Annotated in this window: 26 protein-coding genes; 13 read left to right on the top strand and 13 right to left on the bottom strand. The window is 70.7% G+C overall.

The window, feature by feature from the left end:
- The first annotated feature begins 88 nt into the window (after positions 1-88).
- Entirely contained in the window at positions 89-1,894 is a 1,806-nt protein-coding gene (locus NE358_RS12650) for a glycoside hydrolase family 15 protein (protein ID WP_289939040.1), read from the top strand.
- Between the two features lie 52 nt (positions 1,895-1,946).
- Positions 1,947-2,840, top strand: a complete 894-nt coding sequence (locus tag NE358_RS12645) for an SDR family oxidoreductase (RefSeq protein WP_103206027.1) — start codon at positions 1,947-1,949, stop codon at positions 2,838-2,840.
- 153 nt (positions 2,841-2,993) lie between these two features.
- Here NE358_RS12645 and NE358_RS12640 read toward each other — a convergent pair whose 3' ends face one another.
- Complete coding sequence (locus tag NE358_RS12640) at positions 2,994-3,455, bottom strand: GNAT family N-acetyltransferase (protein WP_103206028.1); 462 nt, start codon at positions 3,453-3,455, stop codon at positions 2,994-2,996.
- Between the two features lie 87 nt (positions 3,456-3,542).
- On the opposite strand from NE358_RS12640, the gene NE358_RS12635 reads away from it, so the two are divergent.
- The gene (locus tag NE358_RS12635) at positions 3,543-4,472 is read left to right on the top strand and encodes a helix-turn-helix transcriptional regulator (protein ID WP_289939036.1); all 930 of its coding nucleotides are present in this window, start codon (positions 3,543-3,545) and stop codon (positions 4,470-4,472) included.
- 4 nt (positions 4,473-4,476) lie between these two features.
- On the opposite strand, the gene NE358_RS12630 is transcribed toward NE358_RS12635, so the two are convergent.
- Positions 4,477-4,749 carry a hypothetical protein gene (locus NE358_RS12630; protein WP_103206030.1) on the bottom strand — a complete coding sequence of 91 codons (273 nt, stop codon included), beginning with the start codon at positions 4,747-4,749 and terminating at the stop codon, positions 4,477-4,479.
- A 64-nt stretch (positions 4,750-4,813) separates the two neighbouring features.
- Here NE358_RS12630 and NE358_RS12625 point away from each other — a divergent pair, with 64 nt between their 5' ends.
- Positions 4,814-5,050, top strand: a complete 237-nt coding sequence (locus tag NE358_RS12625) for a hypothetical protein (protein ID WP_141376263.1) — start codon at positions 4,814-4,816, stop codon at positions 5,048-5,050.
- Positions 5,051-5,133: 83 nt separating this feature from the next.
- Here NE358_RS12625 and NE358_RS12620 read toward each other — a convergent pair whose 3' ends face one another.
- The gene (locus tag NE358_RS12620; protein WP_103206031.1) at positions 5,134-6,138 is read right to left on the bottom strand and encodes an epimerase; all 1,005 of its coding nucleotides are present in this window, start codon (positions 6,136-6,138) and stop codon (positions 5,134-5,136) included.
- Between the two features lie 82 nt (positions 6,139-6,220).
- Here NE358_RS12620 and NE358_RS12615 point away from each other — a divergent pair, with 82 nt between their 5' ends.
- The 4 genes from NE358_RS12615 (at position 6,221) to NE358_RS12600 (ending at position 10,073) form a co-directional block, all read left to right on the top strand.
- The gene (locus tag NE358_RS12615) at positions 6,221-6,373 is read left to right on the top strand and encodes a hypothetical protein (protein ID WP_170210624.1); all 153 of its coding nucleotides are present in this window, start codon (positions 6,221-6,223) and stop codon (positions 6,371-6,373) included.
- Between the two features lie 5 nt (positions 6,374-6,378).
- Positions 6,379-6,978 (top strand): hypothetical protein, encoded by a 600-nt coding sequence (locus NE358_RS12610; RefSeq protein WP_116239178.1) that lies wholly within the window; start codon positions 6,379-6,381, stop codon positions 6,976-6,978.
- Between the two features lie 271 nt (positions 6,979-7,249).
- The gene (locus NE358_RS12605) at positions 7,250-8,689 is read left to right on the top strand and encodes a PepSY-associated TM helix domain-containing protein (RefSeq protein WP_103206033.1); all 1,440 of its coding nucleotides are present in this window, start codon (positions 7,250-7,252) and stop codon (positions 8,687-8,689) included.
- Between the two features lie 55 nt (positions 8,690-8,744).
- Positions 8,745-10,073: a Cpe/LpqF family protein gene (locus tag NE358_RS12600; protein WP_289939027.1), complete on the top strand. Its 1,329-nt coding sequence runs from the start codon at positions 8,745-8,747 to the stop codon at positions 10,071-10,073.
- 61 nt (positions 10,074-10,134) lie between these two features.
- On the opposite strand, the gene NE358_RS12595 is transcribed toward NE358_RS12600, so the two are convergent.
- Positions 10,135-10,617: a hypothetical protein gene (locus NE358_RS12595; RefSeq protein ID WP_116239175.1), complete on the bottom strand. Its 483-nt coding sequence runs from the start codon at positions 10,615-10,617 to the stop codon at positions 10,135-10,137.
- Positions 10,618-10,742: 125 nt separating this feature from the next.
- Between NE358_RS12595 and NE358_RS12590 the strand changes: the two genes are divergently transcribed.
- The gene (locus NE358_RS12590; RefSeq protein ID WP_103206036.1) at positions 10,743-11,735 is read left to right on the top strand and encodes an aldo/keto reductase; all 993 of its coding nucleotides are present in this window, start codon (positions 10,743-10,745) and stop codon (positions 11,733-11,735) included.
- A gap of 65 nt (positions 11,736-11,800) precedes the next feature.
- On the opposite strand, the gene NE358_RS12585 is transcribed toward NE358_RS12590, so the two are convergent.
- Positions 11,801-12,253: an SRPBCC family protein gene (locus NE358_RS12585; protein WP_103206037.1), complete on the bottom strand. Its 453-nt coding sequence runs from the start codon at positions 12,251-12,253 to the stop codon at positions 11,801-11,803.
- Between the two features lie 155 nt (positions 12,254-12,408).
- A complete protein-coding gene (locus tag NE358_RS12580; RefSeq protein WP_289939025.1) occupies positions 12,409-13,602 on the bottom strand; it encodes an NAD(P)/FAD-dependent oxidoreductase in 1,194 nt (397 codons plus the stop codon).
- A gap of 262 nt (positions 13,603-13,864) precedes the next feature.
- On the opposite strand from NE358_RS12580, the gene NE358_RS12575 reads away from it, so the two are divergent.
- Positions 13,865-14,224: a sugar ABC transporter ATPase gene (locus tag NE358_RS12575; RefSeq protein ID WP_103206422.1), complete on the top strand. Its 360-nt coding sequence runs from the start codon at positions 13,865-13,867 to the stop codon at positions 14,222-14,224.
- A gap of 125 nt (positions 14,225-14,349) precedes the next feature.
- Here NE358_RS12575 and NE358_RS12570 read toward each other — a convergent pair whose 3' ends face one another.
- On the bottom strand, positions 14,350-14,805 hold the full coding sequence (locus NE358_RS12570; RefSeq protein WP_103206039.1) for an Hsp20/alpha crystallin family protein: 456 nt from the start codon (positions 14,803-14,805) through the stop codon (positions 14,350-14,352).
- 195 nt (positions 14,806-15,000) lie between these two features.
- Between NE358_RS12570 and NE358_RS12565 the strand changes: the two genes are divergently transcribed.
- Positions 15,001-15,828: a UbiA family prenyltransferase gene (locus tag NE358_RS12565; protein ID WP_116239173.1), complete on the top strand. Its 828-nt coding sequence runs from the start codon at positions 15,001-15,003 to the stop codon at positions 15,826-15,828.
- 6 nt (positions 15,829-15,834) lie between these two features.
- Here NE358_RS12565 and NE358_RS12560 read toward each other — a convergent pair whose 3' ends face one another.
- The 6 genes from NE358_RS12560 to NE358_RS12535 are packed head-to-tail and all read right to left on the bottom strand — an operon-like array spanning position 15,835 to position 20,823.
- Positions 15,835-16,590, bottom strand: coding sequence for an SDR family NAD(P)-dependent oxidoreductase (locus NE358_RS12560; RefSeq protein WP_116239172.1), 756 nt, complete (start codon positions 16,588-16,590; stop codon positions 15,835-15,837).
- Positions 16,587-17,438 carry a fumarylacetoacetate hydrolase family protein gene (locus NE358_RS12555; protein WP_116239171.1) on the bottom strand — a complete coding sequence of 284 codons (852 nt, stop codon included), beginning with the start codon at positions 17,436-17,438 and terminating at the stop codon, positions 16,587-16,589. Before NE358_RS12555 ends, NE358_RS12560 begins: the two co-directional genes overlap by 4 nt.
- Positions 17,439-17,457: 19 nt before the next feature.
- The gene (locus NE358_RS12550; RefSeq protein ID WP_289939016.1) at positions 17,458-18,399 is read right to left on the bottom strand and encodes a sugar kinase; all 942 of its coding nucleotides are present in this window, start codon (positions 18,397-18,399) and stop codon (positions 17,458-17,460) included.
- Positions 18,396-19,049 (bottom strand): bifunctional 4-hydroxy-2-oxoglutarate aldolase/2-dehydro-3-deoxy-phosphogluconate aldolase, encoded by a 654-nt coding sequence (locus tag NE358_RS12545; protein WP_289939015.1) that lies wholly within the window; start codon positions 19,047-19,049, stop codon positions 18,396-18,398. Before NE358_RS12545 ends, NE358_RS12550 begins: the two co-directional genes overlap by 4 nt.
- On the bottom strand, positions 19,046-19,804 hold the full coding sequence (locus tag NE358_RS12540) for an SDR family oxidoreductase (RefSeq protein WP_116239168.1): 759 nt from the start codon (positions 19,802-19,804) through the stop codon (positions 19,046-19,048). The genes NE358_RS12545 and NE358_RS12540 overlap by 4 nt, the downstream gene beginning before the upstream one ends.
- Entirely contained in the window at positions 19,801-20,823 is a 1,023-nt protein-coding gene (locus NE358_RS12535; RefSeq protein ID WP_289939010.1) for a zinc-dependent alcohol dehydrogenase, read from the bottom strand. The genes NE358_RS12540 and NE358_RS12535 overlap by 4 nt, the downstream gene beginning before the upstream one ends.
- Before the next feature lie 208 nt (positions 20,824-21,031).
- On the opposite strand from NE358_RS12535, the gene NE358_RS12530 reads away from it, so the two are divergent.
- Positions 21,032-22,009, top strand: a complete 978-nt coding sequence (locus tag NE358_RS12530) for an aldo/keto reductase (RefSeq protein ID WP_289939008.1) — start codon at positions 21,032-21,034, stop codon at positions 22,007-22,009.
- Between the two features lie 135 nt (positions 22,010-22,144).
- On the top strand, positions 22,145-23,017 hold the full coding sequence (locus tag NE358_RS12525) for an amidohydrolase family protein (protein ID WP_103206047.1): 873 nt from the start codon (positions 22,145-22,147) through the stop codon (positions 23,015-23,017).
- The last annotated feature ends 96 nt before the right edge of the window (positions 23,018-23,113 follow it).

The following is a 23,113-nucleotide window of genomic DNA, read 5'->3' as shown; positions in this document are numbered from 1 at the left end:
GAGGGGTAATCAGACCCCGTCCGTAGCCGCTCCCGCTCGATCCGACAACCCCGGTCTGAGCGGAGGGCCTCGTTTCTAGCGTGAGGGAGTGCCCACGCCTCCCGCCCCGTCTCGTCCGCTGCGCGATTACGCTGCGATAGGAGACGGGCGCACCGTCGCCCTCGTCGGTCTCGACGGCTCGGTCGACTGGTTGCCGCTGCCGAACATCCACTCGCGTCCCGTCTTCGCGCGACTCGTCGACGAGACCGCCGGTGGATGCATCGAGCTGGCACCGGTGGGCGAGTACGAAGTGACGCGACGCTACATCCCGCGCACCAATGTGCTCGAGACGACCTTCACCACGAAGACGGGTGTCGCCACGATGACCGATGCCATGGTGACCGGTATCGCCGGACGCCTGCCGTGGGCGGAGCTCGCTCGCCGCGTGGATGGGGTGAAGGGAGAGGTCGAGTTCGCCTGGTGCGTGCAGCCCGGCACGATGCTGCGCTCGGCGGCCCCCTGGACCGAGCGCATCGACGGCTTCTCGATCATGCGCATCGGCCACGTCTCGCTCGCCGTCACGGGCCACGAGCACGGACTGCACGGCGATCCGGATGCCGGGAACGAGAGCATCGACGGACGGTTCACCGCCACCAAGGGGTCGCGGCACCTGCTCGTGATCGCCGCGACCGAGGGGGAACCGCTGCGCATCCCCGACGCCCTGAACGTCGATCGCGGCATCGACCGCACCATCGGCGGCTGGCAGATGTGGTCGGACGAATTCTCGTACGACGGCCCGTGGGCCGACGACGTCCAGCGCAGCGCCCTGGCCCTCAAACTCCTGCTGTTCAGCCCCACCGGGGCGATCGCGGCCGCGGCGACGACGTCGCTGCCCGAGAACCCGCGGGGCGGAAAGAACTGGGACTACCGCTTCGCCTGGGTGCGCGACCTCGCCTACACCGCCCACGCGTGGGTCGGCTTCGGCCTTCGCGAAGAGACGCACGCGGCGATCTCATGGCTCTTGCGCACGATCCGCAAGAACGGGCCCGAGGTGCAGGTGATGTACACGCTCGACGGCGACGCCGAGATCGGACTCGAGAAGCACGAGGTGCCGGGCTGGAACGGCAACCAACCGGTCGTCACGGGCAACCCCGCGCAGGGGCAGCTGCAGCTCGGCGTGTACGGCGATCTCATCGCCCTGTGCCGCACGTATGTCGAGGCGGGGAACCGCCTCGACATCCAGACCGGGCGCCTGCTCGCAGACGTCGCCGATCGCACCTGCGATCTCTGGCGCCGCGAGGACTCGGGGATGTGGGAACTGCCCGAATTGCGCCATTACACCTCCTCGAAGATGGGGTGCTGGAAAGCCCTCGACGACGCGCAGTGGTTGGCCGGCGGCGGGCACATCCCCGACAACAGCGACCGCTGGCGGGCCGAGCGCGACCGCATCCACGCGTGGGTCGACGAGCGCTGCTGGTCGGAGAAGCTTCAGGCGTACACGATCGCCCCGGGCAGCGATGACCTCGACGCGTCCGTCCTCTTGCACGCCCCCACCGGCTTCGACCGCGGAGAGCGCATGTCGAAGACCCTGGATGCCATCACCGAACGACTCACGACCGAGAATCACCTGGTGTACCGCTACACCGGTATGGACCAGGAGGAGCAGACCTTCGTCGCCTGCGCTTTCTGGCGGGCCACCGCTCTGGCCTGCGTCGGCCGCCATGGCGAGGCCGTCGAAGCGATGGACGCGCTCGTCGCTCAGGGCAACGACGTGGGCATCTACTCCGAGATGATCGCCGAGGCCGACGGGGCGTTCTGGGGCAACCTGCCGCAGGCGCTGAGCCACCTCGCCCTCATCAACGCCGCCCTCGTCATCCGCGAACTCGTCGACGACGCCGAGCTCGGCGACCGCTGAACCCCGTCGGGGCACCCCGCCTCGGCATCCATCCCTCCTGAAAGGACGCGCCATGAGCACGCAGTACACGTTCACCGACCCGACCACGCTCTACGCCGACATCGAGCCGCAGGCGCAGGATCAGCCCGAACCCGGCCTCGACGCCAAGATGACGCCGAAGGCCGCCCTCGGCGAGGACACCTACGTCGGCAGCGACCGGTTGAAGGGACGCAGGGCGCTCATCACCGGCGCCGACTCGGGTATCGGGGCGGCCACCGCGATCGCCTTCGCCCGTGAGGGTGCCTCGGTCGCCATGTCGTACCTCCCCGAGGAGAAGGTGGATGCCGACCGCATCGCCGGGATCCTCCGCGAGGCGGGCGCGACCGTTGTGCAGATCCCGGGCGACCTGCGCGAGCGCGAGTACGCCACGACCCTCGTCAAGGAGGCGGTCGAGGGGCTCGGCGGGCTCGACATCGTCGTCAACAACGGCGGCAAGCAGATCTTCAACGAAGACATCACCACGCTGTCGGACGAGCAGTTCGACGACACCTTCAAGACCAACGTCTACGCGATGTTCTGGATCTGCAAAGAGGCCGTGCCGCACCTTCAGCCCGGGTCGACGATCATCAACACCACGTCGATCCAGGCGTACTCGCCGGCTCCCATCCTCGTCGACTACGCCTCGACGAAGTCGACGATCAACACCTTCACCAAGGCGCTCGGCCAGCAGCTCGCGCCGAAGGGCATCCGCGTGAACGCGGTCGCCCCGGGCCCGATCTGGACGCCCCTGCAGGTCACCGACGGACAGCCGAACGAGAAGGTCGACGAGTTCGGGGAGGAGACCCCGCTGGGACGCATGGGTCAGCCCGCCGAACTCGCACCGGCGTACGTCTATCTCGCGTCGGCGGAGTCGAGCTACGTCATCGGCGAGACGCTCAACGTCAACGGCGGGATGCCGACGCCGTAAGCGCGCGCCGCAGAGGGGCCGTCGTCCGGATTCGGACGGCGGCCCCTCGTGGTTCATCGTCATGAGGACGGGAAGGAACACGAGAACAGCGCGGTTTCCCGCGAGCCGGCCTGTTCCGGGCGCATCCCCCGTTCTCGTGCCGCGGGCCAGGGATCAGATGAGCGGCTTGCGGTAGAAGATCTCGCCGTCTTCGGTCTCTTCGGAACGGTGGTAGCCCTCGCGCTCGTACAGGCGTTGATTGGCTTCGCTCAGGGCGCCGGTGAACAGTTCCGCCTCGGTGGCTCCGGCTTCTCGGCCACGCTCTTCGACCGCGGCCAGCAGCAGTGTGCCCAGGCCTTCGCCCTGCTGGTCGGGCGCGATGGCGAGACGACCGATGAGCAGGAGTTCGCCGTCGAGGCGGGCGCGCACCGCGCCGACCAGGCGGTGGCCTGCGACGGCGACGCAGCCCAGGTTCTCGACGAGCTCCGCGCGCAGCTCCTCGAGGGTCTGCGTGAGCGGGGGCATATCGGGGTCTCCGTAGATGAGCGCTTCGCTCGCGAACGCGGCGCGTTGGATCGTGAGCACTTCGCCCGCGTCGTCGGTGTCGATGGGGCGGATGGTGGGCGAGTCGGTCATCGGGATCCTCTCGGGGGCTGATGAAGCGTTCGGTTACCTATCATGGGCGGAGGCGTCCCGCCTTTCCGGCGGTCGACCCCCCTCTCTATGAACGATTTCTTCGACACCAGCGTGCGCACGAGCGACGCCGCCGAGACGCAGGCCTGGCTGCAAGTGCAGTATGGGCAAGTCATGGTGCAAGCGGATCGAGGCACCTTCGCGGAGCACGCCGTCGGCGACGCCTCCTTCTCGATGCGGCGGCTGACCTGGCGATGCCGGGCCGAGGTGATCTATGAGGCGGATCGGTTCTTTTTCGCCACCTCGACACCGGGATACGCGTGGACCATCGGGTCCGAGACCGGGGAGTACAGCGTCGAGCCGGGTCTCGTGCAGCCGGGGCACGAGCTGATCGGCCGTCCGGACGACACCGACCTGCACCTGATCGCTTTCGACACCGACTGGTTGATCGAGACGGCGCGAGCGATCTACGGCGACGACGACCTCTCCGTGCGCTTCGCTGGAACGGGCCCCGTCTCGCGTCGGCTTCGCGACTATTGGCTCGCGACGGTGCGCTGGTCGCTCACGCAGGCGCCCCTGATGACCGAGCCCCTCGTGCGCGCCCACGTGCGTCGCACCCTCGCGATCGCCACGCTCGAAGCCTTCCCTCTCGCGGGAGACCCGCGCGAGCGTCGAGCCTCGGCCATCGAGCAGGCGTCGATCTACACCTCGGCGACGTCGTGGATGGACGACCACGCCTCGCTGCCGGTCACCGTCGACGACGTCGCGCGCGCCGTCGGCAGCTCTGTCGCCGGCCTCCGCCGGTCGTTCGCCGCGAACGGTCAGCTCAGCGCGACGCCCGAGGAGTATCTGTCGACGGCGCGGGTGAGCGCCGCCCATGCCGACCTCGTCGGCGCCGACCCCACCTCCGTCACCCTCCGCGACGTCGCGGCTCGGTGGGGGTTCACCGACACCGCGGCTTTCGTCGAGGCCTACCGCGCGGCCTATCGCGTGGATCCCCGTCGCACGCTCGAACGCTGACGGCTCAGCGATCGCGGTCGGTGTACTCGCCGGGGTCGTCGAGGTTCTCGCGCGACTCGTGTCCGCCGGGCTGCTCCACGTCGGTGTAGGCGCCCGCCTCATCGGCGCGGGGGCGCGATTCGCTGCCGTCGGCGTGCTCGGTGTCGACGTATTCGCCGGGAAGGTCGGAGCTCCCGCGGTCGGCGGTACCGTCCGGCAGCTGCACGTCGGTGTACTCGCCTTCACCTGGTCCGGTGCCGTGTCCTGAGTCATGTCCGTTGACGTCGCGCTCGGCCATGTGCGCCTCCTGAGTTCGATGGTGTCACCGACGTTAGACCCCGGATGCCGAGCCCGCGGCGGTCTTGACACGCGCACTGCCGCGGGCCGCTCGCGGTGTCAAGGCCGAGCGCCGAGCGGCGGTGCAGGCGCTCAGTGGAGGGATGCCCGCTCTCGCCATCATCCTCGTCATCGTGGGCCTCGTGCTCCTGTTCCTCGGCATCTTCGTCGAGGCCGTGAAGTTCCTGCTGTGGATCGGCGTGATCATCCTCATCATCGGGATCATCGCCGCGCTCCTGCGATTCATCCGCCGTCAGGTCTGACCCCCGATCCCGCCGTGCGGGATCGTTCCATGCCGCCCCCGCCCGACGCTTGCGACGGTGCGGGGCGGCGTGCGTTCCGACACTCAGCGCGAGATGAGGTCGCGCGCGCGAGCGGGACGCACCGCGACGACGGCGTCGAGGGCTGGGCCGATCTCGGGATAGCGGAACGAGAATCCCGCCTCCGTCAGCACGCGCGGAACGGCCCACCGGCTCTTCAGCACGAGTTCGGGCTCGTTGCGCAGCACCGCCATGGCCGGGTCGAGCATCCACCGGTAGGCGGGCAGGCCGAAGGGGGCGCGCGCAACGCGGCGCAGTTCGCGCATGAGCGTGCGGTTATCGGTGACGCCGGGAGCCGAGAGGTTGACCGGTCCGGCGATCTCGTCGTGATCGCGGACGAAGCGGACGGATGCCACGACATCGTCGATGTGGATCCAGCTGAAGCGCTGCCTTCCCGATGTCTGGCGCCAGCTCGACCACACGGGACCCGTCGGACGGGGTCCGATCCCGCGGTACCGGCGGTGCGGGAACCACCAGCTGTCGATCTGGGGTCCGCCGAGACCGAGTCGCGCGAGGGCGAGCAGGATGCGGGTCGCCGGTCCGTCGCCGAAGACGATCGCCATCCGCAGGGCCACGCGGCGCGTGGCGGGGAGCTCTCCGGCGAACAGGGCGCGTTCCCAGTTGGTCGCGACGTCGACCGAAAAGCCTTCGCCCGTGATGCCGTCCCGCTCGTCGTTACCGTGCTCGGTCTCGTGCCGGTAGATGGTCGCGGTCGACGCGTTCATCCAGACGCGCGGAGGGCGCTCCGCGTTCGCGACGGCCTCGCGTAGCGCCCGGGTGGTGGCGACGCGCGAGCGCAGAATCTCGTCGCGATGCGCATCGTTGTACCGACACGACACGATCTTCCCCGCCAGATTGATGAGCACGTCGGCTCCGTCGACGAGCCGAGCGATTGCGCCAGGGTCTGTCCACACCGCGTCCCCGGCGCGCCCGACCGTCGCCACCTCGTAACCGTCCGCACGGAAGGCGTCCGTCAGCGCGCGGCCGATGAAGCCGCTCGCGCCGGCGATCACGACACGGGGTGGGGTCACGGCATCCTCCTGGCCTGGGTGGGTTTCAGCCTAGGGGCGGGCTTTCGCCGCGGCGTCGCCGTCCGACCGGCAGGACGAGATGGTGACCGCCGACGCCCGCTGGATCCCGCTGCCGACCGCGGTGGCGCGCGACGCTCTCGTCGACCAGCCGGATCAGGTCCGCGTCTCGCGCGGAACGCCCACTTCTCGGCCGCTGACACCCGTCCGGTCCGAGCGTCGTCGCCTGGCACAATGAGTCCCATGCGACGACAGGCTCGGGCGACACGCGTAGCGCGCGGTACCGCCGCGGCATCCGTCGCCACCTTCGTCGCTCTGCTCTCGCACGTCAGCGGGGGAGGAGAGGTTCCCGGCCTGTTCGGTGTCGCCGTGCCGCTCGCTCTGTCGTTCGTCGTGTGCACGGTGTTGGCCGGGCGCCGCCTGTCGACCTGGCGCCTCGCGGTGGCCGTTGCGGTGAGCCAAGTGCTGTTCCACACGCTGTTCGTGCTCGGCAGCTACGACCTGGCCGCCGCGGCGCACGTTCACGGCTCCGCCCTCCCGGTGCTCACGGGCACCGCGCTTGCGCCGGTGAGCCCGCATGCCGCGATGTGGCTCGGCCACGCCGTCGCCGCTGTCGCCACCACCCTGGCCCTGCACCGGGGCGAGCGGACGCTCGCCGCCCTGCGCATCCTCGCGGAGCGCAGCGTCGTGTGGCTCCGCGCGCGGGTGCGCGTCGTGCTGACCCTTCCCGCGGCGCCGTCCGTGCGGCGAACCGTGCCCGTCGTCGTCGTCGCGGTGCGTCCGCACTCGGCCTTCATGGTGTCGTCCGCGCACCGGCGCGGGCCTCCTCTCGCGGCATCCTGAGTCTCGCTCCGCCCGCCTCTCGCGGCGGCGGAGCGATCGACCGCTGTGCCGTGCACCTCGCCGGATCAGCGCGATCGTCGACGTGTCTTCGGGCGCGTCCCCACCCTTCCGGCCCACGCCGTCGCCCCTGAGGAGGGGCCGCCGTGGGCGACGGCGTCCGCCCTGCGCGGCGTCCTGTCACGAGCGCATCCTGCGTTCGGAAAGAGACCTCGATGTTCCCTGCTGCTCCCCTCACGCCGATTCCGGCCCCGCCGTCGATCGGAGCCCGCGCATGACCGCCGTGGGCGCTGACCCGAAGGCCACCCCGTCCGCTCCCGCTGCCGCGGACAGGGCGTCCTCTCGCGGGTGGTTCACCGCGCTGCTGCGGCGCCTGCACTTCTTCGCGGGGCTGTTGGTGGGGCCGTTCATCCTCGTCGCCGCGGTGAGCGGCGCCCTGTATGCGATCACCCCGACCCTCGAGAGCACCCTGTACGCGCACGAGCTCACCGCGTCCTCGACGGCGCCGGCGGTACCGCTGGCCGAACAGGTGTCGGCCGCGGAGCAGTACGTCGGCGGCGGGGCGACTCCCGTCGCCGTGCGTCCAGCACCTCAGGCCGGGGCGACCACGCGCGTGATGTTCGCCGACGACACCTTGCCCGAGAGCACGACGAGGGCGATCTTCGTCGATCCCGCCACCACCGAGATCCGCGGCGACCTCCCGGCCTACGGCACGAGCGGTGCGCTGCCGTTGCGGCACTGGATCAGCGACCTGCACCGCTCGCTGCACCTCGGAGACGTCGGCCGCTGGTACAGCGAGCTCGCGGCGTCGTGGCTGGGGATCGTGGCTCTGGCCGGACTGGGACTCTGGATCGGACGGTTCGTGCGCAGCCGCCGGGGTCGCCGCGATCTGCTGCGACCCAACCGGCGGCACACGGGTTACCGGCGTCTGTCGGGCTGGCATTCGGCCGTGGGCATCTGGGTCGTGGTCGGGGCGCTGTTCCTGTCGGCCACGGGCATCACGTGGTCGACCTTCGCGGGCGCGAACGTGGCCGAGCTTCGCACCCTCGTGGGCGAGGGGACTCCCGCCCTCACGACCACCCTCGACGGGGCGTCCGCGGCCGGAGGCGAGCACGCGCACCACGGCGGCGCGCATTCGTCGGGTGCGCCGTCCGCGGATCCGGCGACCTTCGACGCGGTGTGGGCCGTGGCCCGAGACGTGAACGTGAACTCCGGCGACCTCGAGATTCGTCCTCCCGCCTCGGCGGGCACGGCCTGGGTCGTGCAGGAGATCCACCGGAGTTTCCCGACGGAGGTGGATGCCGTGGCCATCGACGGATCCACCCTGCGGGTGACCGACCGGGTCGACTTCGCCGACTACCCGCTGCTGGCCAAGCTCTCGCGCTGGGGCGTCGATCTGCACATGGGCACGATGTTCGGCCTCGCGAATCAGCTCGTGCTGTTCGCTCTCGCGATCGGCATCGCCGGCCTCGTCGTGCTGGGGTATGCGATGTGGTGGAAGCGGCGACCGGCCGGAAGAGTCGCCGCGGCGCCCGCGCACGGCGTGCTGCGACACGCGCCGTGGTGGGGAACCGGGGCGGTACTCGTCGCGGCCGTCGCGATCGGACTGGTGCTGCCGCTGGTCGGGTACACACTCGCGGTGTTCGTGCTGGTCGACGTGGTGCTCGGGTGGCGTGCCCGCCGCGCCCGGAGATCCCTCTCGAGAGGGAGGTGACGACGAGGCGGCGTGCGTAGCGTGGGAATCTCTCTCCCCCCCCGGAAGGATTCTCGTGACTCTCGCCCGTCGCCTCGCCGCCGCCCTCTCCTTCGTCGCCGTCGCGGCGCTCACCGCCTGCGCGAGCGCCGCGCCGGGTACGCCCGCGAGCGCGGCGGCATCCGTCGACATACCGGACACCCCCGTCGGGGAACGCGTGTCGTGGATCATCGACCGGCTGGAGGCCGATGTCGACACCACACCGGGGGAGTGGGCGCGCGTCCTGCACGAGAGCTTCCTCGCGCAGGTGCCCGCGGAGCAGGTCGCCGAGCTCGTCAATCGCCAGCTGCGTCCGGCCGCTCCCTTCACGGTCACGGCGTACCAGGGCACCGAGACCCAGGCCGTGGCGACCCTGGCGGGAGCCCTGGGCGACCCGTTCGACCTCTCTCTCACGATCGACGGTGCGAGCCGCATCACCGGGATGGTGTTCGGACCCGTGGCGGAACCGTGGTCTCCCTCGGCCTCTCTCGACGAGGTCGAGCAGCGCCTCGCCGACCTCCCGGGCGAGGTCAGCGCCCTCGTGCTCCGCGGTGACGAGGAGGCGCTCGCCGTCGATGCGAACCGGTTGGCCCCTCTCGCCTCGGCCTTCAAGCTCTACGTGCTCCTCGCGGTGGCGGATGCCGTGGCCTCCGGCGACCTGTCGTGGGATGAGAAGCTCGTCCTCCGTGACATCGACCGGAGCCTGCCATCGGGTGAGCTGCAGACCGCGCCCACCGGGACCGAGGTCTCGGTGCGAGACGCCGCCTCCGCGATGATCCGCATCAGCGACAACACCGCGACCGACCTGCTGATCACGAGGCTCGGGCGCGAGCGCGTGGAGGCGGCGGTGGCGCGGTCGGGTCACAGCGACCCGGCCGTGCTCTCGCCCTTCTTCTCGACCAAGGAGCTGTTCACCCTCGGGTGGGGCGATGCCTCGCTGCGCGCCGAGTGGAACTCCGCAGACGACGCGGGCAAGCGCGCGCTGCTCGACCGGATCGACGCGGCGCCCCTCGCCGTCGAGGTGGCCGACGTCGCGACCCCCGTGTGGCAGGACGGATTCGACTGGTTCGCCAGTGCGAACGACATCGCCGCCGTCCACCGCGCGCTGCAGCAGACGCAGGATGCCGAGGTGCTCGGCATCCTGAGCGAGAACCCCGGGCAGGGGCTCGACCTGGGGACGTGGCCGTACGCCGCGTTCAAGGGCGGGTCGAGCCTGGGAGTGCTGACGGGCAGCTGGTTCGCGCGCGACGACGCGAGCGAGGCGACGGTCGTGTGGCTCATGGCGGACGACGATGCACAGGCGGTCACCGGCGCGATGAGCGACTTCTTCCACCTGGCTCAGGACGCCCTGCGCCTCGCCCACTGAGACGACGATCCGCGCATCCCGGGCGAGAGCCCCGGGCATGCGCGGATCGTCGCGGCGCGCGTCAGGCGTCGTCGGGGTCGGGCAGGCTCTGCGCGATCCTGCTCGAGGCGGCCGAGTCGCGGCCGACGCCCGGCTGGAATCTCGCGATGGGGTCGTCGCGGTCGACGTGCGGCTCGCCGCCGTCATCGGAGCGCGACGGCGACGCGGGGGTGCGGATCGCCTCGTCCTGCGCGTCGTCGCGGGGCTCGTGGTCGGGACGGCTCGTGTCCTCGGCGTGGCGCGAGGTCGATCCGACCTCCCCGCGAGCGTCGTCGGTGCCGCGCTCGCCCGCGCCGTCGGCGGCGCGTGTGCCGACGCCGGCGAGGTCGTTCTGGCTCGAGATCCCCTGGAGGCGTGCCTCGTCGTCGGGGTCGATACGGGCGGTGCCCACGGCACCGGAGTCCGCACCGGCGGCGCCGGCGGGCACGTCGGCGGCGAGGCCGTCGGATTCGGGGACGAGGTTCTCTTCGTCGGCTCCGGGGAGCCGGTCGGCGGGGGAGTCCATGGTGTTCCTTCCGTGGGTGTGCCGCCACGCTAGGCGCGCCGCGCCCGCGATCAGACGGGGTTGACGCGGCCCGCGATGTCGGACGGTCTGGTTAGGCTCGACTCACGCTTCGAAAGGAAACCGCAATGCAGCAGCGCCCTCTCTCCCGAACCGGCCGTCGGGTCTCGGCCGTCGGTCTCGGCACCTGGCAGCTCGGCGCCGACTGGGGCGACGTCAGCGAAGACGACGCGCGCGCCGTCCTGGCGGCCTCGGCAGACGCCGGTGTCACCCTCTTCGACACCGCCGACGTCTACGGAGACGGCCGGTCGGAGCAGATCGTCGGGTCGTTCCTGAAGGAGCGGGGTGCCGACGACATCACCGTGGCGACCAAGATGGGTCGCCGCGAAGACCAGGTTCCCGAGAACTACGTCATCGAGAACTTCCGCGGCTGGCTCGACCGTTCGCGGCGCCTGCTCGACACCGAGACGCTCGACCTGGTGCAGCTGCACTGCCCGCCGTCGGCGGTCATCGACGACGACGCGACGTGGGACGCTCTCGACCAGCTCGTGTCGGAGGGCGTGATCGCCGCCTACGGTGCCTCGGTCGAGACCATGGATCAGGCCTTGTCGGCCCTGACCCGGCCGAACCTCACCAACCTGCAGATCATCTTCAACCCGTTCCGCCTCAAGCCGCTCGACGAGGTGCTGCCCCTCGCGGCCGAGAAGAACGTCGCGGTGTTCGCACGGGTGCCGCTCGCCAGCGGTCTGCTCTCGGGGAAGTACACGCGCTCGACGACCTTCGACGCGAACGACCACCGCACCTACAACCGCAACGGCGAGGCCTTCGACAAGGGCGAGACGTTCTCGGGTGTGCCCTTCGACGAGGGCGTGGCCGCGGCCGACGAGCTGAAGGCGGCGCTTCCCGAGGGCGTGACGTTGCCGGCCGCGACTCTCGCGTGGATCGCCTCGCGAGAGGGCGTCACCTCGGTGATCCCGGGTGCGCGCTCGATCGACCAGGCGGCGGCCAACGCCCAGGCGGCGGAACTGCTCGACGGAGGTTTCGACCTCGGGGCCTTCGACGCCCTGGTGCGCGAGGTCTACGACCGTCGCCTCCGGGCGGAGATCCACCCGCAGTGGTGACCCGCACATGACGAAAGCCGGGCCCGTCCCTCACGGACGGACCCGGCTTCTCTCATCGCTCGACGTCAGCTGACGTCGCCGCGCCAGGCGCCGGACTCGGCACCGCGCGACTCGATGTACTTCTTGAAGTTTTCGAGGTCCTTCTTGACCGAGTGGTCGTCCGCGCCGAACGCCGCGCCGAGCTTCTCGAGGACGCCGGTGGGCGCCCAGTCGATCTGGACCGTGACGCGCGTCTCGTCGTCCGAGAGGCGGTGGAAGGTCACGACTCCGGCGTGGTTCTCGTCGCCGCCCACGCTGTTCCACGCGACGCGCTCGTCGGGGTGCTGTTCGGTGATCTCGGCGTCGAACTCGCGCTCGGCACCGGCGATCTTCACCTTCCAGTGCGTCAGGGTGTCGCTCTTCTGCGTGATGGACTCCACGAAGCTCATGAAGTGCGGGAACTCCTCGAACTGCGTCCACTGGTTGTACGCGACGCGGACGGGAACGTCGACGTCGATGGTTTCGATGACCTGTGCCATGGTGTCCTCTTCTCGGTGATTTCCTGGGCTGATCTCAGTCTTCGACCGATGCCGCCGACCCGACCCCGGGGTTGAGGGATCCGCGTTCGTGCCCTATACGCGCAGGCGTGTGGTCTGGACCCATGGCGTGAGGGGGGTCGGAGGCAGCACCCGCGTCATGCCCGCCCGCGCAGGATGAGGTGCCAGTACGCCCACGGGAGGACGCGACGATCGGCGATCCACGACAGGCGGCGCTCGCGATACAGCGAGCGCCAGAACGGCACGGTCGGCTTCAGCCGACCCTTCCGGTCGAACTCGGCGAAGACGACCGTGCCGCGCGAGACGGTGAACGGCACGACGCTGTAGCCGTCGTACGTCGCCGAGGGCGCACGCCCCGCGAGCGCGGCCCTCATGTTCCTGACGAGCACTTTGGCCTGCGGGCGGATCGCCCCGCCCGAGCGCCGCGTCGCGACGGTGGCGGCATCGCCGATGGCCCAGACCTCCGGGTGGCGGGTGTGCTGCAGGGTCTCGGGATCGACATCGACGAAGCCGTGCGGATCATCGGATGCCGCGAGGCCGCTGCCCGCGATCCATTCCGGTGCTCGCTGCGGAGGCACAGCGTGCAGCACGTCGTACGCCAACGTCTCTTCGACATCGCCGCGACCGATCACGAGCGTGCGGGAGTCGGCATCCACTCGTCGAACGTCCCGGCTGTAACGCACCTCGATGTCGTATGCGTCGAGTGTGCGGCGGAGTTCGTCGTCGACGGCCGGGATGCCGAAGGGCACGGGATCCGGGCACACGAACACCACGCGGAGGTCGTCGCGCACCCCGATCGCCCGCCACCAGTCGCACGCGAGGTACATCGGTTTCTGGGCGGCCGCTCCGCACGAGGCAGGCTCGGGCGGTTGGGTGAAGACGACCGTGCCCGAGCGGAGGTTACGGAGCACCGGCGACGCTTTCGCGGCGAGCTCGTAGTCGTAGTTCGAGATGCCGCTGGGGGCGGCCATCGCTTCGGGCAGACCCGGGATCTGCTCCCACGCCATGCGCATGCCCGCGCTGACCACGAGCTGGTCGTAGTCGAGGTGTCCGCCTGAGACGAGGTGGACGCGGCGGGCCTCGGCATCCACGGTGAACACTTCGTCGCGCAGCCATCGCACTCCCGCAGGGATGACGTCGGCCTGATTCCGTGCGGCCTTCGAGGCGCGCGCGGTGCCGCCGGCGATGTGCGACTGGAGGGGGGCGAAGACGTGGATCGTGCGCGGTTCGATGACGGTGATGTCGCCGAGGCGCAGCCGGTGCAGGCGCCCGGCGACGGACAGGCCGGCGTTTCCGCCGCCGATCACGACGATGCGCGGGGAGTCGGTCATGGGAATCCTCTCGTTTTCCTCACGGTGCGGCCTCGCGCGTTGCCCGACCAGTGCCTTGACACCACCGGTCCCGCGGACGACGCCTCACGTGGACGACCGGGGGCCCCTCGTCGACCGGGGGCGTCCGAGACGGCTTCGCTCGCGGTGCTCGTACGAAAGCGGGGACGCACGTGTCAAGGCCCGGGGCTCGAGGCGGAGCGCCCCGTTGGATGAGAAGACCGCCGTTCCCGGCGGTGACGCGCGTGCCACGAAAGGACCCCTCATGAGCGACGCTTCGATCGACCCGACCCCCGACGCGACGAACCCGGCCGCCGACGCGGGCATCGCCGCCGTGCAGCCCCTTCGCGACGGCGACACGTCCATCGAGCCCGACCCCGCGCTCGACCCCGCCCAGGCGGAGTGGGACGCCACGAACGCCCTCGACGAGGGGGCGGACCCGGCCGATATCAACCCGGCGACCGCCACGGGTGCCGATCCGGCCGAGATTCCCGCGGACGACAGCGACATCCCGCTCGAGGACATCCATCCCGAATCCACCGGGACCGACTCGCAGGGAGAGGACCCGGGCGTGGTCGAACTCGGCGAAGAGGGCCAGGGCGACCTCGCCCCCGAAGACCTCTGACCCCTCCGCCATGCCCCGGGCCCGATCGCGGCGCCCGGGGCATGGTGCCGCGGGCGCCGCGCCGATGGTCCCGAAGCGGAGGCAGAGCGCGGCCGCGCGGCCTGGCCGCGCTCGCGGCTCGTGCCCTACTGCTCGATGGGCTGAGGGGTGCTCTCGTGCGCCTCGATGACGCCGTCGCCGTCGTCGGTCGAGACGGCGATGCGGCGCGGCTTCGCCTTCTCGCTGACCGGAATCGTCACGGAGAGCACGCCGTTGCGGTACGACGCGCTGATGCCGTCGGTGTCGATGCCCTGGCCGAGATTGAGCTGGCGGACGAACGAGGCCGTCTCGCGCTCGCGGGTGATCCACTTCACCCCCTCGCCCGAGCCCAGGGTGCGCTCGGCGCGGATCGTCAGCAGCTGACCGTCGACGTCGATGTCGACCGAGCCGGGGTCGACGCCGGGCAGGTCGGCGGCCAGGACGTAGTGGTCGCCGTCGCGATAGAGGTCCATCGGCATCCGTCGCGGACCACCGCCGCGGCGGGCGTCGAGGAGCGTCGACGCGAGGCGGTCGAGGTCTCGGAAGGGGTCGTAGGTGGCCATGGTCGTTCTCCTTTTCGATCGTCCGGGATCTGGCATCCCGAGGTTCTGAAGTTGAGCCGAGGCGACTCAACTGCGATGAGATTAGCACTCGGGTGGACAGAGTGCCAAGAGGCGAACGCGCGTGCGATCTCGACAGCGGTCGGTCCGACCTCGGGCGCGCGGCCGATCCCGCCCTCGGCGCGGTAGCGTCGGGGGGTGACGGATGCCGCGGTCGAGCCGCCCCTCGTGCGCTCGCTCTGGGGTGCCACCCACCCGGGCCCGACCCTCGTGGTCACCGTCCTCGCGCTGGCCCTCGGCATCGCGGCGGGCGTCGAGCCGTGGCGCTTGGCGGTGCTCGTCGTCGCCGTCTTCGCCGGTCAGGTCTCCGTCGGGCTCTCGAACGACGCGATCGACGGCGCGCGCGACGCGGCGGTCGGTCGTACCGACAAGCCGATCGCCGGGGGAGCGGTGACGCCGGAGCGCGCGCTCGGGGTGGCCGTGGCATCCGCGATCCTCGCCATCGCCCTGTCGCTGCCCCTCGGACCGGCTCTCGTGGCCGCCCACGCCGTCGCGCTCGCATCCGCCTGGGCGTACAACGCGGGTCTCAAATCGACGCCGCTGTCGATCGTGCCCTTCGTCGTGAGCTTCGGGTTCTTCCCCTCGTTCGCGACCCTGAGTCTCTCGCCGCCCGCGCTCGCCGCGTGGTGGGCATCTCTCGCGGGGGCGGCCCTCGGAGCCGCCGTCCACCTGACGAATGTCGTGCGCGACCTCGACGACGACCGGCGCACCGGGGTGCGCGGACTTCCGCACCGTCTGGGAGCGCGGGCGTCTACGGTGATCGCCGCGTGCGGGATCGTCGTCGGAGCGGTCGCCGTGTTCGCCGGCACGGATGCCACGATCGCCGGCGTCGTCTTCCTCGCCGCGGTCGCGGCGGTCGCGGTCGGCGCCGTGGCGCTGGTGTTCGTGCGGCCGCCCGGGCGGGCGGTGTTCCGACTGACCATGTTGGCGGCGCTGCTCCTTGCCGCGCAGCTGGTCGTCGCCTGAGCTCGCCTACTGCGGCCGCACCCGCAGATGCGTCACGCCCCCGTCGACCTCGAGCGCGGTGCCGGTCGTCGAGCCCGCGCTCGGACTCGCGAGATACATGATCGCGCCGGCGACTTCGGCGGGCGTGACCATCCGCCCCGTCGCCTGGCGGGCGTCGAGAGCGGCGCGCTCGGCCACGGGGTCGGGGAAGTCCTGCAGCATCCGCTCGACGAAGGGCGTCGAGACGGTGCCGGGGCTCACGCAATTCACCCGCACGCCCTCGCGCACATGGTCGGTGGCCATCGCGTAGGTGAGCGAGAGGATCGCACCCTTCGAGGCGTTGTAGACGGCGCGCCGGGGCAGACCGTTCATGGCCCCGATCGAGCACACGTTGACGATCGACGCGTGCTCCGAGTGCGTGAGGTACGGCAGCGCTGCGGCGCAGGCACGGGCCGTGCCGCGCACGTTGATGTCGAGCACGCGGTCCCAGTCGGCCTCGGTCGCCTCCTCGACGGTTCCGACGCAGCTCACGCCGGCGCTGTTCACCAAGACGTCGACCCCGCCGAATCTTTCCGCGACGGCCGCCATCGCGGCATCCACCGACTGCCGGTCGGTCACGTCGGCGTGAAAGCCGGCCAGATCGTCGTCGAGACCGTCGGTGACGAGATCGAGAACGGCGACGTGCGCCCCGCGGGCGGCGAAGGCCGTCGCGGTCGCGAGCCCGATGCCCGATGCTCCGCCGGTGACGACCACGGCCAGCCCGCGGAACTCCTCGGTGCTCATGCCTGCACCATCGTCTGACGAGCGCGGCCGAGGCCGTCGATCTCGAGCTCCACGACGTCGCCGGCGCGAAGGTACGGCGTGTCGGGCATCCCGAGGGCGACCCCCGCGGGCGTTCCCGTGTTCACCAGGTCGCCGGGACGCAGCACCATGAACTGCGAGAGGTACCAGACGACGTGCGCGACGGAGAAGATCTGCGACGCCGTCGAGCCGTTCTGCCGCTCGACGCCGTTCACCCACAGCCGGAGGCCCAGTGCTTGCGGGTCGGCGACGTCGGTCGCCGGCACCAGGTCGGGCCCGAGCGGGTTGAACGTCTCGCAGCTCTTGCCCTTGTCCCACTGCCCGCCGCGCTCGAGCTGGAACTCCCGCTCCGATACATCGTGCGAGACGACGTACCCCGCTACGTACGCGAGAGCGTCGTCGGGGGAGGAGAGATAGCGCGCGGTGGTGCCGATCACGACACCGAGCTCGATCTCCCAGTCCGTCTTCGTCGACGTGCGCGGGATGAGCACGTCGTCGAAGGGACCGACGATCGTCGAGGGGTCCTTCATGAACACGACCGGCTCGGCGGGGACGCTCGCCCCCGTCTCGGCGGCGTGGTCGTGGTAGTTCAGCCCCACGCAGACGATCTTCCCCGGGGGAGCGATCGGTGCGCCCACGCGGAGCCCCTCGGCGCCCGGGAGATGTGCCAGCTCGCCGCGCTCGACGGCCGCGCGAGCGCGGACGAGTCCGTCGGCGGAGAGGAACGCCCCGTCGATGTCGGCGGTCAGGGACCGCAGGTCGTAGACGACGCCGTCGTGGCGCAGGGCAGGGATCTCGGCGCCGGGGGCACCGAGTCGGGCGAAGGTCATGCGGTTCTCCTCGAGCGGATCATCGGGCGACGGGGTCGGCGGACTCGGCGCCGTGGAGTTCGGATCGGCGGATGCCGCCCTGCCAGTCGCCGGGGTGCAGACAGGCGTAGGCGCCGGCTCTCGCCGCCGTGTTCAGGCGGGTGGTGGCGTCGCTGCCGGCGAAGCGTTCGGACAGGTAGCCGGCGGCGAACGCATCTCCGGCGCCGACCGTGTCGACGGCGGTGATGGGCAGAGCGGCCACACGGCGCCGTTCCCCGTCGATGAATGCCACGGCACCCTCGCTCCCCAGAGTCACGATGGCCTCGGCCGGCCCCGCGTCCGCCAGCGCGCGGGCGAGGTCCTCCGGGGCGGGGTGGGGATGCAGCATCCGCGCTTCGTCGTCGCTGGCGAAGACGATGTCGGCGCGGGCGACGACGTACGCGTACGCTTCGACGGCCTCGGCGTGCCCCCAGAGGCGGCTCCGGTGATTGACCGCGAACGAGACGAGGGCGCCGACGGATCGCGCGCGATCCACCGCGACGATCACTGCTTCGCGCGCCGACTCCGACAGGGCGAGGGTGACGCCGGTGACGTGCAGGATATCGCCGGCGCCCAGCGGCAGCTCGTCGAGGTCGGCTGCGGCGAGGCGGCTGCCCGCGCTCCCGCGCCGGTAGTAATCGACGGTGGTGGCACCGGCTCGCGGCGTCGACTTGAGCATGAGTCCGGTGGGGGCTCCGCCGTAGATGCGCGCGAGAACGTCGACACCCTCGGAGCGGAGGTCTCCGACGACCCGGCGGCCCAGCGCGTCATCGCCCACGCGACCGAGCCAGGTGACGGGTACGCCGAGCCGCGCCAGCCCGATCGCGGTGTTCCCCTCGGCTCCGCCGGTCGCGACGCGCGCCTGCGATTGATGCTCCCAGCCGCCCACACCGTCACCGAGGATCAGTCCCATGCTCTCGCCGAGCGTGACCACGCGGTTCATCGGGCGGCCCGGACGTCGTCGCGGATGCGGGCGCAGTCGGCGGCCGCGGTACGGATCGTGTCGAAGTCGCCGCGCGCGATCGCGTCGCGCGGCACCATCCAACTGCCGCTCGCCGCGAGCACCCACGAACGTCGGAGGTAGTCGCCGAGGCTGCCCGGATCGACGCCGCCGCTGGGCACGAACCTCATGTCGGGGAACGGCCCGTGCAACGCGTCGAGGTAGCCGGCACCGCCGAGATGCCCGGCAGAGAAGATCTTCACGTCACGGAAGCCATCGGCCAAGGCCCGCTGGACCTCGGTGGGCGTCGCGACACCCGGGACGACCTCGACCCCGCCGGCACGCAGACGGTCGGCGACCGCGGAGTCGTAGCCCGGCGTGACGGCGAAGCTCGCGCCCGCGTCGATGGCGGCATCCGCCTGCTCGACGGTGAGGACGGTGCCCGCGCCCGCCAGAAATCCGTCGATATCCGCGGTCGCGGCGATCGCGGCGAGACCGGCGGGGGTACGCAACGTGAACTCCGCGCAGCCGATGCCCCCATCGCGCAGGGCGAGGGCCACATCGCGCGCACGATCGGCGTCGTCGAGCACCACGACGGGAACGATACCGACGGCGCTGATGCGTTCGGTAAGCGCAGACCGAGATCGCGTCATCGCCCGAGCCATCCTCCGTCGACGGGCAGGGTGATGCCCGACACATAGTCCGACGCGCGGGAGGCGAGGAAAACGGTCGCCCCGGCGAGGTCGGATGCGTCGCCCCACCGTCCCGCGGGGATGCGCTCGAGGATGGCCGTCGAGCGCGCCGCGTCGGCGCGCAGGGCCTCGGTGTTGTCGGTGGCGATGTACCCCGGCGCGATCGCGTTGACGTTGACGCCCTTCGACGCCCACTCGTTGGCGAGCGCTTTCGTCAGCCCGGCGATACCGGACTTGGCCGCGGTGTATCCCGGCACGTTGATGCCGCCTTGGAAACTGAGGAGCGAGGCGGTGAAGATGATCTTCCCGCGGCCGCGCGCGAGCATCTGCCGGGCGACCGCCTGGGTGAGCCGGAACGGGCTGCTCAGGTTGATCTGCAGCACCCGGTCCCACGCGTCGAGCTCGTGGACGGCAGCGGGAGCACGCTCGATGGTGCCGGCGTTGTTGACGAGGACGTCGATGTGACGCTCCGACAGGTCTGCGGCGAGGTCGTCGACCGCGGACGGATCGCCGAAGTCGCAGGCGATCCCGGTGAACGAGCGTCCGACCGCCGTGACGGCCCGTTCGATCTCGCTGCCCGACGCCGTCTGCGAGGCGCTGACGCCGATGATGTCGGCACCGGCCTCGGCGAGACCGAGGGCCATCGCGAAGCCGATGCCGCGTCGTGCTCCGGTGACGACGGCCGTGGTGCCCTCGAGCGAGAAGAGGCCGCTCATGCCTGGCCTCCCACGTCGACGAGGATCTTCATCGCGCGGCCGGCCTCGAGGTCGGCGAAGGCGTCGGCCGTGGCGCTGAGGGGCACGATGCGGGTGATCAGCAGATCGGTGGGGATGACCCCGTCGGCGACGAGCTCGACGGCGGTCTCGAAGTCGGTCCGCTGGTAGACGCGGGCGCCGAGCAGACGCAGTTCGCGCCAGAACATCCGCTGCAGGTCGATCTCGCGCGGGGTGGGGTGGATGGCGACGACCACGATGGTGCCGCGCACCTTGGCCAGGCCGGTGGCTCCGCGCACGGCGGCGGCCGCTCCCGAGACCTCGAAGACGACGTCGGCTCCGGCGCCGTCGGTCCACTCCTCGACGACAGTGACCTGATCCCGCTCTCGAGGGTCGAGGGTCGAGAAGCCGAGTTGCTCGATCTGGGCGCGGCGCTTCTCGTCGAGTTCGATCACGAGGACCTCGGCGCCGACATGGCGCGCGACGCAGGCGATGAGAACGCCGATCGGGCCCCCTCCGATGACCACGGCCTTGTCTCCGGCGGCGAGCTCGGCGCGTCGCACGTCGTGCACGGCGACGGCGACCGGCTCGACGAGCGCCGCGTGATCGAGAGCGATGCCCGCGGGCAGGCGCACGAGCGTCTCGACCGGCACGTTCCACAGGCCCTGGAGCGATCCGGGGGAGTCGATCCCGATGAAGTCGAGGTTCTGACAGATGTGCTCGTTGCCCGCGCGGCAGGCGGGGCACGTGCCGTCCCACGACAGCGGCATGACGGTCACGCCGTCGCCGACGGCCCACCCGTCGACGCCCTCGCCGAGGGCGGCGATCGAGCCGCTCATCTCGTGCCCGAAGACGAGCGGCATCTGCACGCGAGCGTCCATCGAGCCGTGCAGGATGTGCAGGTCCGTTCCGCACAGGCCTGTATACGCCACGCGAATCTGGACCTGGCCGGGGCCGGGAGGGGTGGCATCCGCCTCTCGGACATCGATTGTGCGATCGCCCACGTAGGCCGCTGTCAGCATTGACTCTCCTCGATTGGATGGCTGTTCCCTCCATCATGCCCGACGATAGGTAATATGTCGTACAAGAGGAGGAATCGCGTCGTTGCGATCCATGCAGAAGCAGCCTCCGAACGCTGAGGCTGATGGGATGCTGCAGGCTCACCCTGTCGATGCGTTCTTCGATCGTCAGGTGGATGTCCGGCGATCTGTCGACGATGAAGGAGGCGCCATGCGAACTCGTGCACTGCGGCACGGACTACCGCTCACCGAGATCGGCCTGGGAACGGCTCAACTCGGCAATCTCTTCCGCGAGACCACCGAGGTCGAGGCGGATGAGTCGGTCGAGACCGCCTGGGAGGGCGGCATCCGCTATTTCGACACCGCCCCGCACTACGGCCTGGGGCTGTCGGAGCGACGTCTGGGCGAGCGCCTCGCCGATCGGCCTCGCGGCGAGTACGTCATCTCCACGAAGGTCGGACGGGTGCTCGAGGCGAGTCCGGCTACCGCGCATCTGCGCGACGACGACGGGTTCGACGTGCCGCGCGATGTCGTGCGGCGGTGGGATTTCAGCCGTGACGGCGTTCTGCGCTCCGTCGAGGACTCGCTGCGGCGCACGGGCCTCGATCGCTTCGACATCCTGTACCTCCACGACCCCGACGATCACTTCGAGCAGGCGTCCACCGAGGGCATCGGTGCCCTCATCGAACTCCGCGATCAGGGTGTGGTTTCGGCGGTGGGTGCGGGAATGAACGCCGACGCGCCTCTCGCCGAGCTCATCCGTCGCGCCGACGTCGACGTGGTCATGTGCGCGGGGCGGTACACGTTGCTCGACGACTCCGCCGCCGCCGACCTGCTTCCGCTCGCTCGGGAACGCGGCGTGGGGGTCGTCGCCGCCGGTGTGTTCAATTCCGGCCTTCTGGGTGCCCCGCGTCCGCCCGCGGACGCGACGTACGACTACCGGCCCGCGTCGCCCGAGATCCTCGCGCGGGCGAACGCGATCGCCGACGTCGCCGAGCGCTACGGAGTGACCCTCCCCGACCTGGCGGTGGCCTTCGCCCTGCGGCATCCCGCCGTCGTATCGGTCGTGCTCGGCGCGCGCGGACGCCGACAGGTCGCCCAGAATCTCGACCGAGCCGCGACCCCCATCCCCGACGACCTCTGGGATGAACTCGCCGCGACCGGACTCGTCGCCTCTCGTCACGCATGACCACGGTCACGACGCGCGAGCCGCGCTGTCCGACCTCGCTCGCCGTGGACGGGCCGGATGCCGTGGACGAGCACGGCGACCACTTCGCGTCGAAGGGCGCATCACCGAGGCGACCCCGTGCCTGAGGAGGCCCGCATGACCTTTCCCGTGATCGACGCCCACCAGCACGTCTGGGACCCGTCGCGTGCCGAGTACGACTGGCTGACGTCGGATGCCGCCCCGATCGACACCGTCATGACCTTCGCCGACGTCGCTCCCGAGTTGCGCGCGGCCGGTGTCGACTTCACCGTCCAGGTGCAGTCGGCGGACAACGCCGAAGACACCGAGCTGATGAAGGAGTCGGCGGCCCACCATCCCGAGGTGGCCGGCATCGTCGGATACGCCCCGCTCGACGATCCGGGGCGGACCGCCCGCACGCTGGCGTCGTGGGAGGGCGACCCGCTCATGGTCGGCGTGCGCACGCTCATCCACGCCCAGGACGACCCGGACTGGCTGTTGAGGCCCGATGTCGACGCGTCGCTGGGGATGTTGGAAGAGCGCGGTCTTCCCTTCGATGTCGTCGCGGTGCTCCCGCGGCATGTCGAGATCGTTCCGCTCGTCGCGGCACGCCATCCACGCCTGCGGATGGTGATCGACCATCTCGCCAAGCCGCCGATCGGTGTCGGCGACGGCGCGGAGTGGGGCCGCCTGATGGCCGCCGCCGCCGACTGCGAGAACGTCTACGCCAAGGTGAGCGGTCTGTACTCCGCGACCGGTGACAGTTCGGCCTGGACGACCGATCAGATCCGACCGTTCGTCGACCGTGCGCTCGAGATGTTCGGTGCGCAGCGCCTGATGTACGGGGGAGACTGGCCGATCTCCGTGCTCGCCGGGGGATACTCCCGGGTGTGGCAGGGCCTTCGCCCCCTGTTCGACGAGCTCGACGCCGAGGCGCGAGAACACGTCCTCGGCCGCACGGCCGCGGAGTTCTACCGGCTCGACACCCGGCGGCTCGGCCTCACGCGCTGACTCCCGCGCGATGCGCGGACCTGGCCGTACGAACGAATCACACGATGTATCCGTGGACTCCCGGGTCTGCGGATCGACCACGAAAAACCCCAGGAG

The sequence above is a fragment of the Sphingomonas sp. G5 genome, from assembly GCF_052660795.1.
The sequence above is the reverse complement of the archived record's forward strand: the minus strand, read 5'-3'. Positions and strand labels throughout refer to the sequence as shown.

Coding starts and splice junctions, on each gene's coding strand:
- NE358_RS12645 (WP_103206027.1), top strand. CDS start 1,947: ATGAGCACGCAGTACACGTTCACCGACCCGACCACGCTCTACGCCGAC.
- NE358_RS12640 (WP_103206028.1), bottom strand. CDS start 3,455: ATGACCGACTCGCCCACCATCCGCCCCATCGACACCGACGACGCGGGC.
- NE358_RS12635 (WP_289939036.1), top strand. CDS start 3,543: ATGAACGATTTCTTCGACACCAGCGTGCGCACGAGCGACGCCGCCGAG.
- NE358_RS12630 (WP_103206030.1), bottom strand. CDS start 4,749: ATGGCCGAGCGCGACGTCAACGGACATGACTCAGGACACGGCACCGGA.
- NE358_RS12610 (WP_116239178.1), top strand. CDS start 6,379: ATGCGACGACAGGCTCGGGCGACACGCGTAGCGCGCGGTACCGCCGCG.
- NE358_RS12605 (WP_103206033.1), top strand. CDS start 7,250: ATGACCGCCGTGGGCGCTGACCCGAAGGCCACCCCGTCCGCTCCCGCT.
- NE358_RS12595 (WP_116239175.1), bottom strand. CDS start 10,617: ATGGACTCCCCCGCCGACCGGCTCCCCGGAGCCGACGAAGAGAACCTC.
- NE358_RS12590 (WP_103206036.1), top strand. CDS start 10,743: ATGCAGCAGCGCCCTCTCTCCCGAACCGGCCGTCGGGTCTCGGCCGTC.
- NE358_RS12585 (WP_103206037.1), bottom strand. CDS start 12,253: ATGGCACAGGTCATCGAAACCATCGACGTCGACGTTCCCGTCCGCGTC.
- NE358_RS12580 (WP_289939025.1), bottom strand. CDS start 13,602: ATGACCGACTCCCCGCGCATCGTCGTGATCGGCGGCGGAAACGCCGGC.
- NE358_RS12575 (WP_103206422.1), top strand. CDS start 13,865: ATGAGCGACGCTTCGATCGACCCGACCCCCGACGCGACGAACCCGGCC.
- NE358_RS12570 (WP_103206039.1), bottom strand. CDS start 14,805: ATGGCCACCTACGACCCCTTCCGAGACCTCGACCGCCTCGCGTCGACG.
- NE358_RS12560 (WP_116239172.1), bottom strand. CDS start 16,590: ATGAGCACCGAGGAGTTCCGCGGGCTGGCCGTGGTCGTCACCGGCGGA.
- NE358_RS12555 (WP_116239171.1), bottom strand. CDS start 17,438: ATGACCTTCGCCCGACTCGGTGCCCCCGGCGCCGAGATCCCTGCCCTG.
- NE358_RS12550 (WP_289939016.1), bottom strand. CDS start 18,399: ATGAACCGCGTGGTCACGCTCGGCGAGAGCATGGGACTGATCCTCGGT.
- NE358_RS12545 (WP_289939015.1), bottom strand. CDS start 19,049: ATGACGCGATCTCGGTCTGCGCTTACCGAACGCATCAGCGCCGTCGGT.
- NE358_RS12540 (WP_116239168.1), bottom strand. CDS start 19,804: ATGAGCGGCCTCTTCTCGCTCGAGGGCACCACGGCCGTCGTCACCGGA.
- NE358_RS12535 (WP_289939010.1), bottom strand. CDS start 20,823: ATGCTGACAGCGGCCTACGTGGGCGATCGCACAATCGATGTCCGAGAG.
- NE358_RS12530 (WP_289939008.1), top strand. CDS start 21,032: ATGCGAACTCGTGCACTGCGGCACGGACTACCGCTCACCGAGATCGGC.
- NE358_RS12525 (WP_103206047.1), top strand. CDS start 22,145: ATGACCTTTCCCGTGATCGACGCCCACCAGCACGTCTGGGACCCGTCG.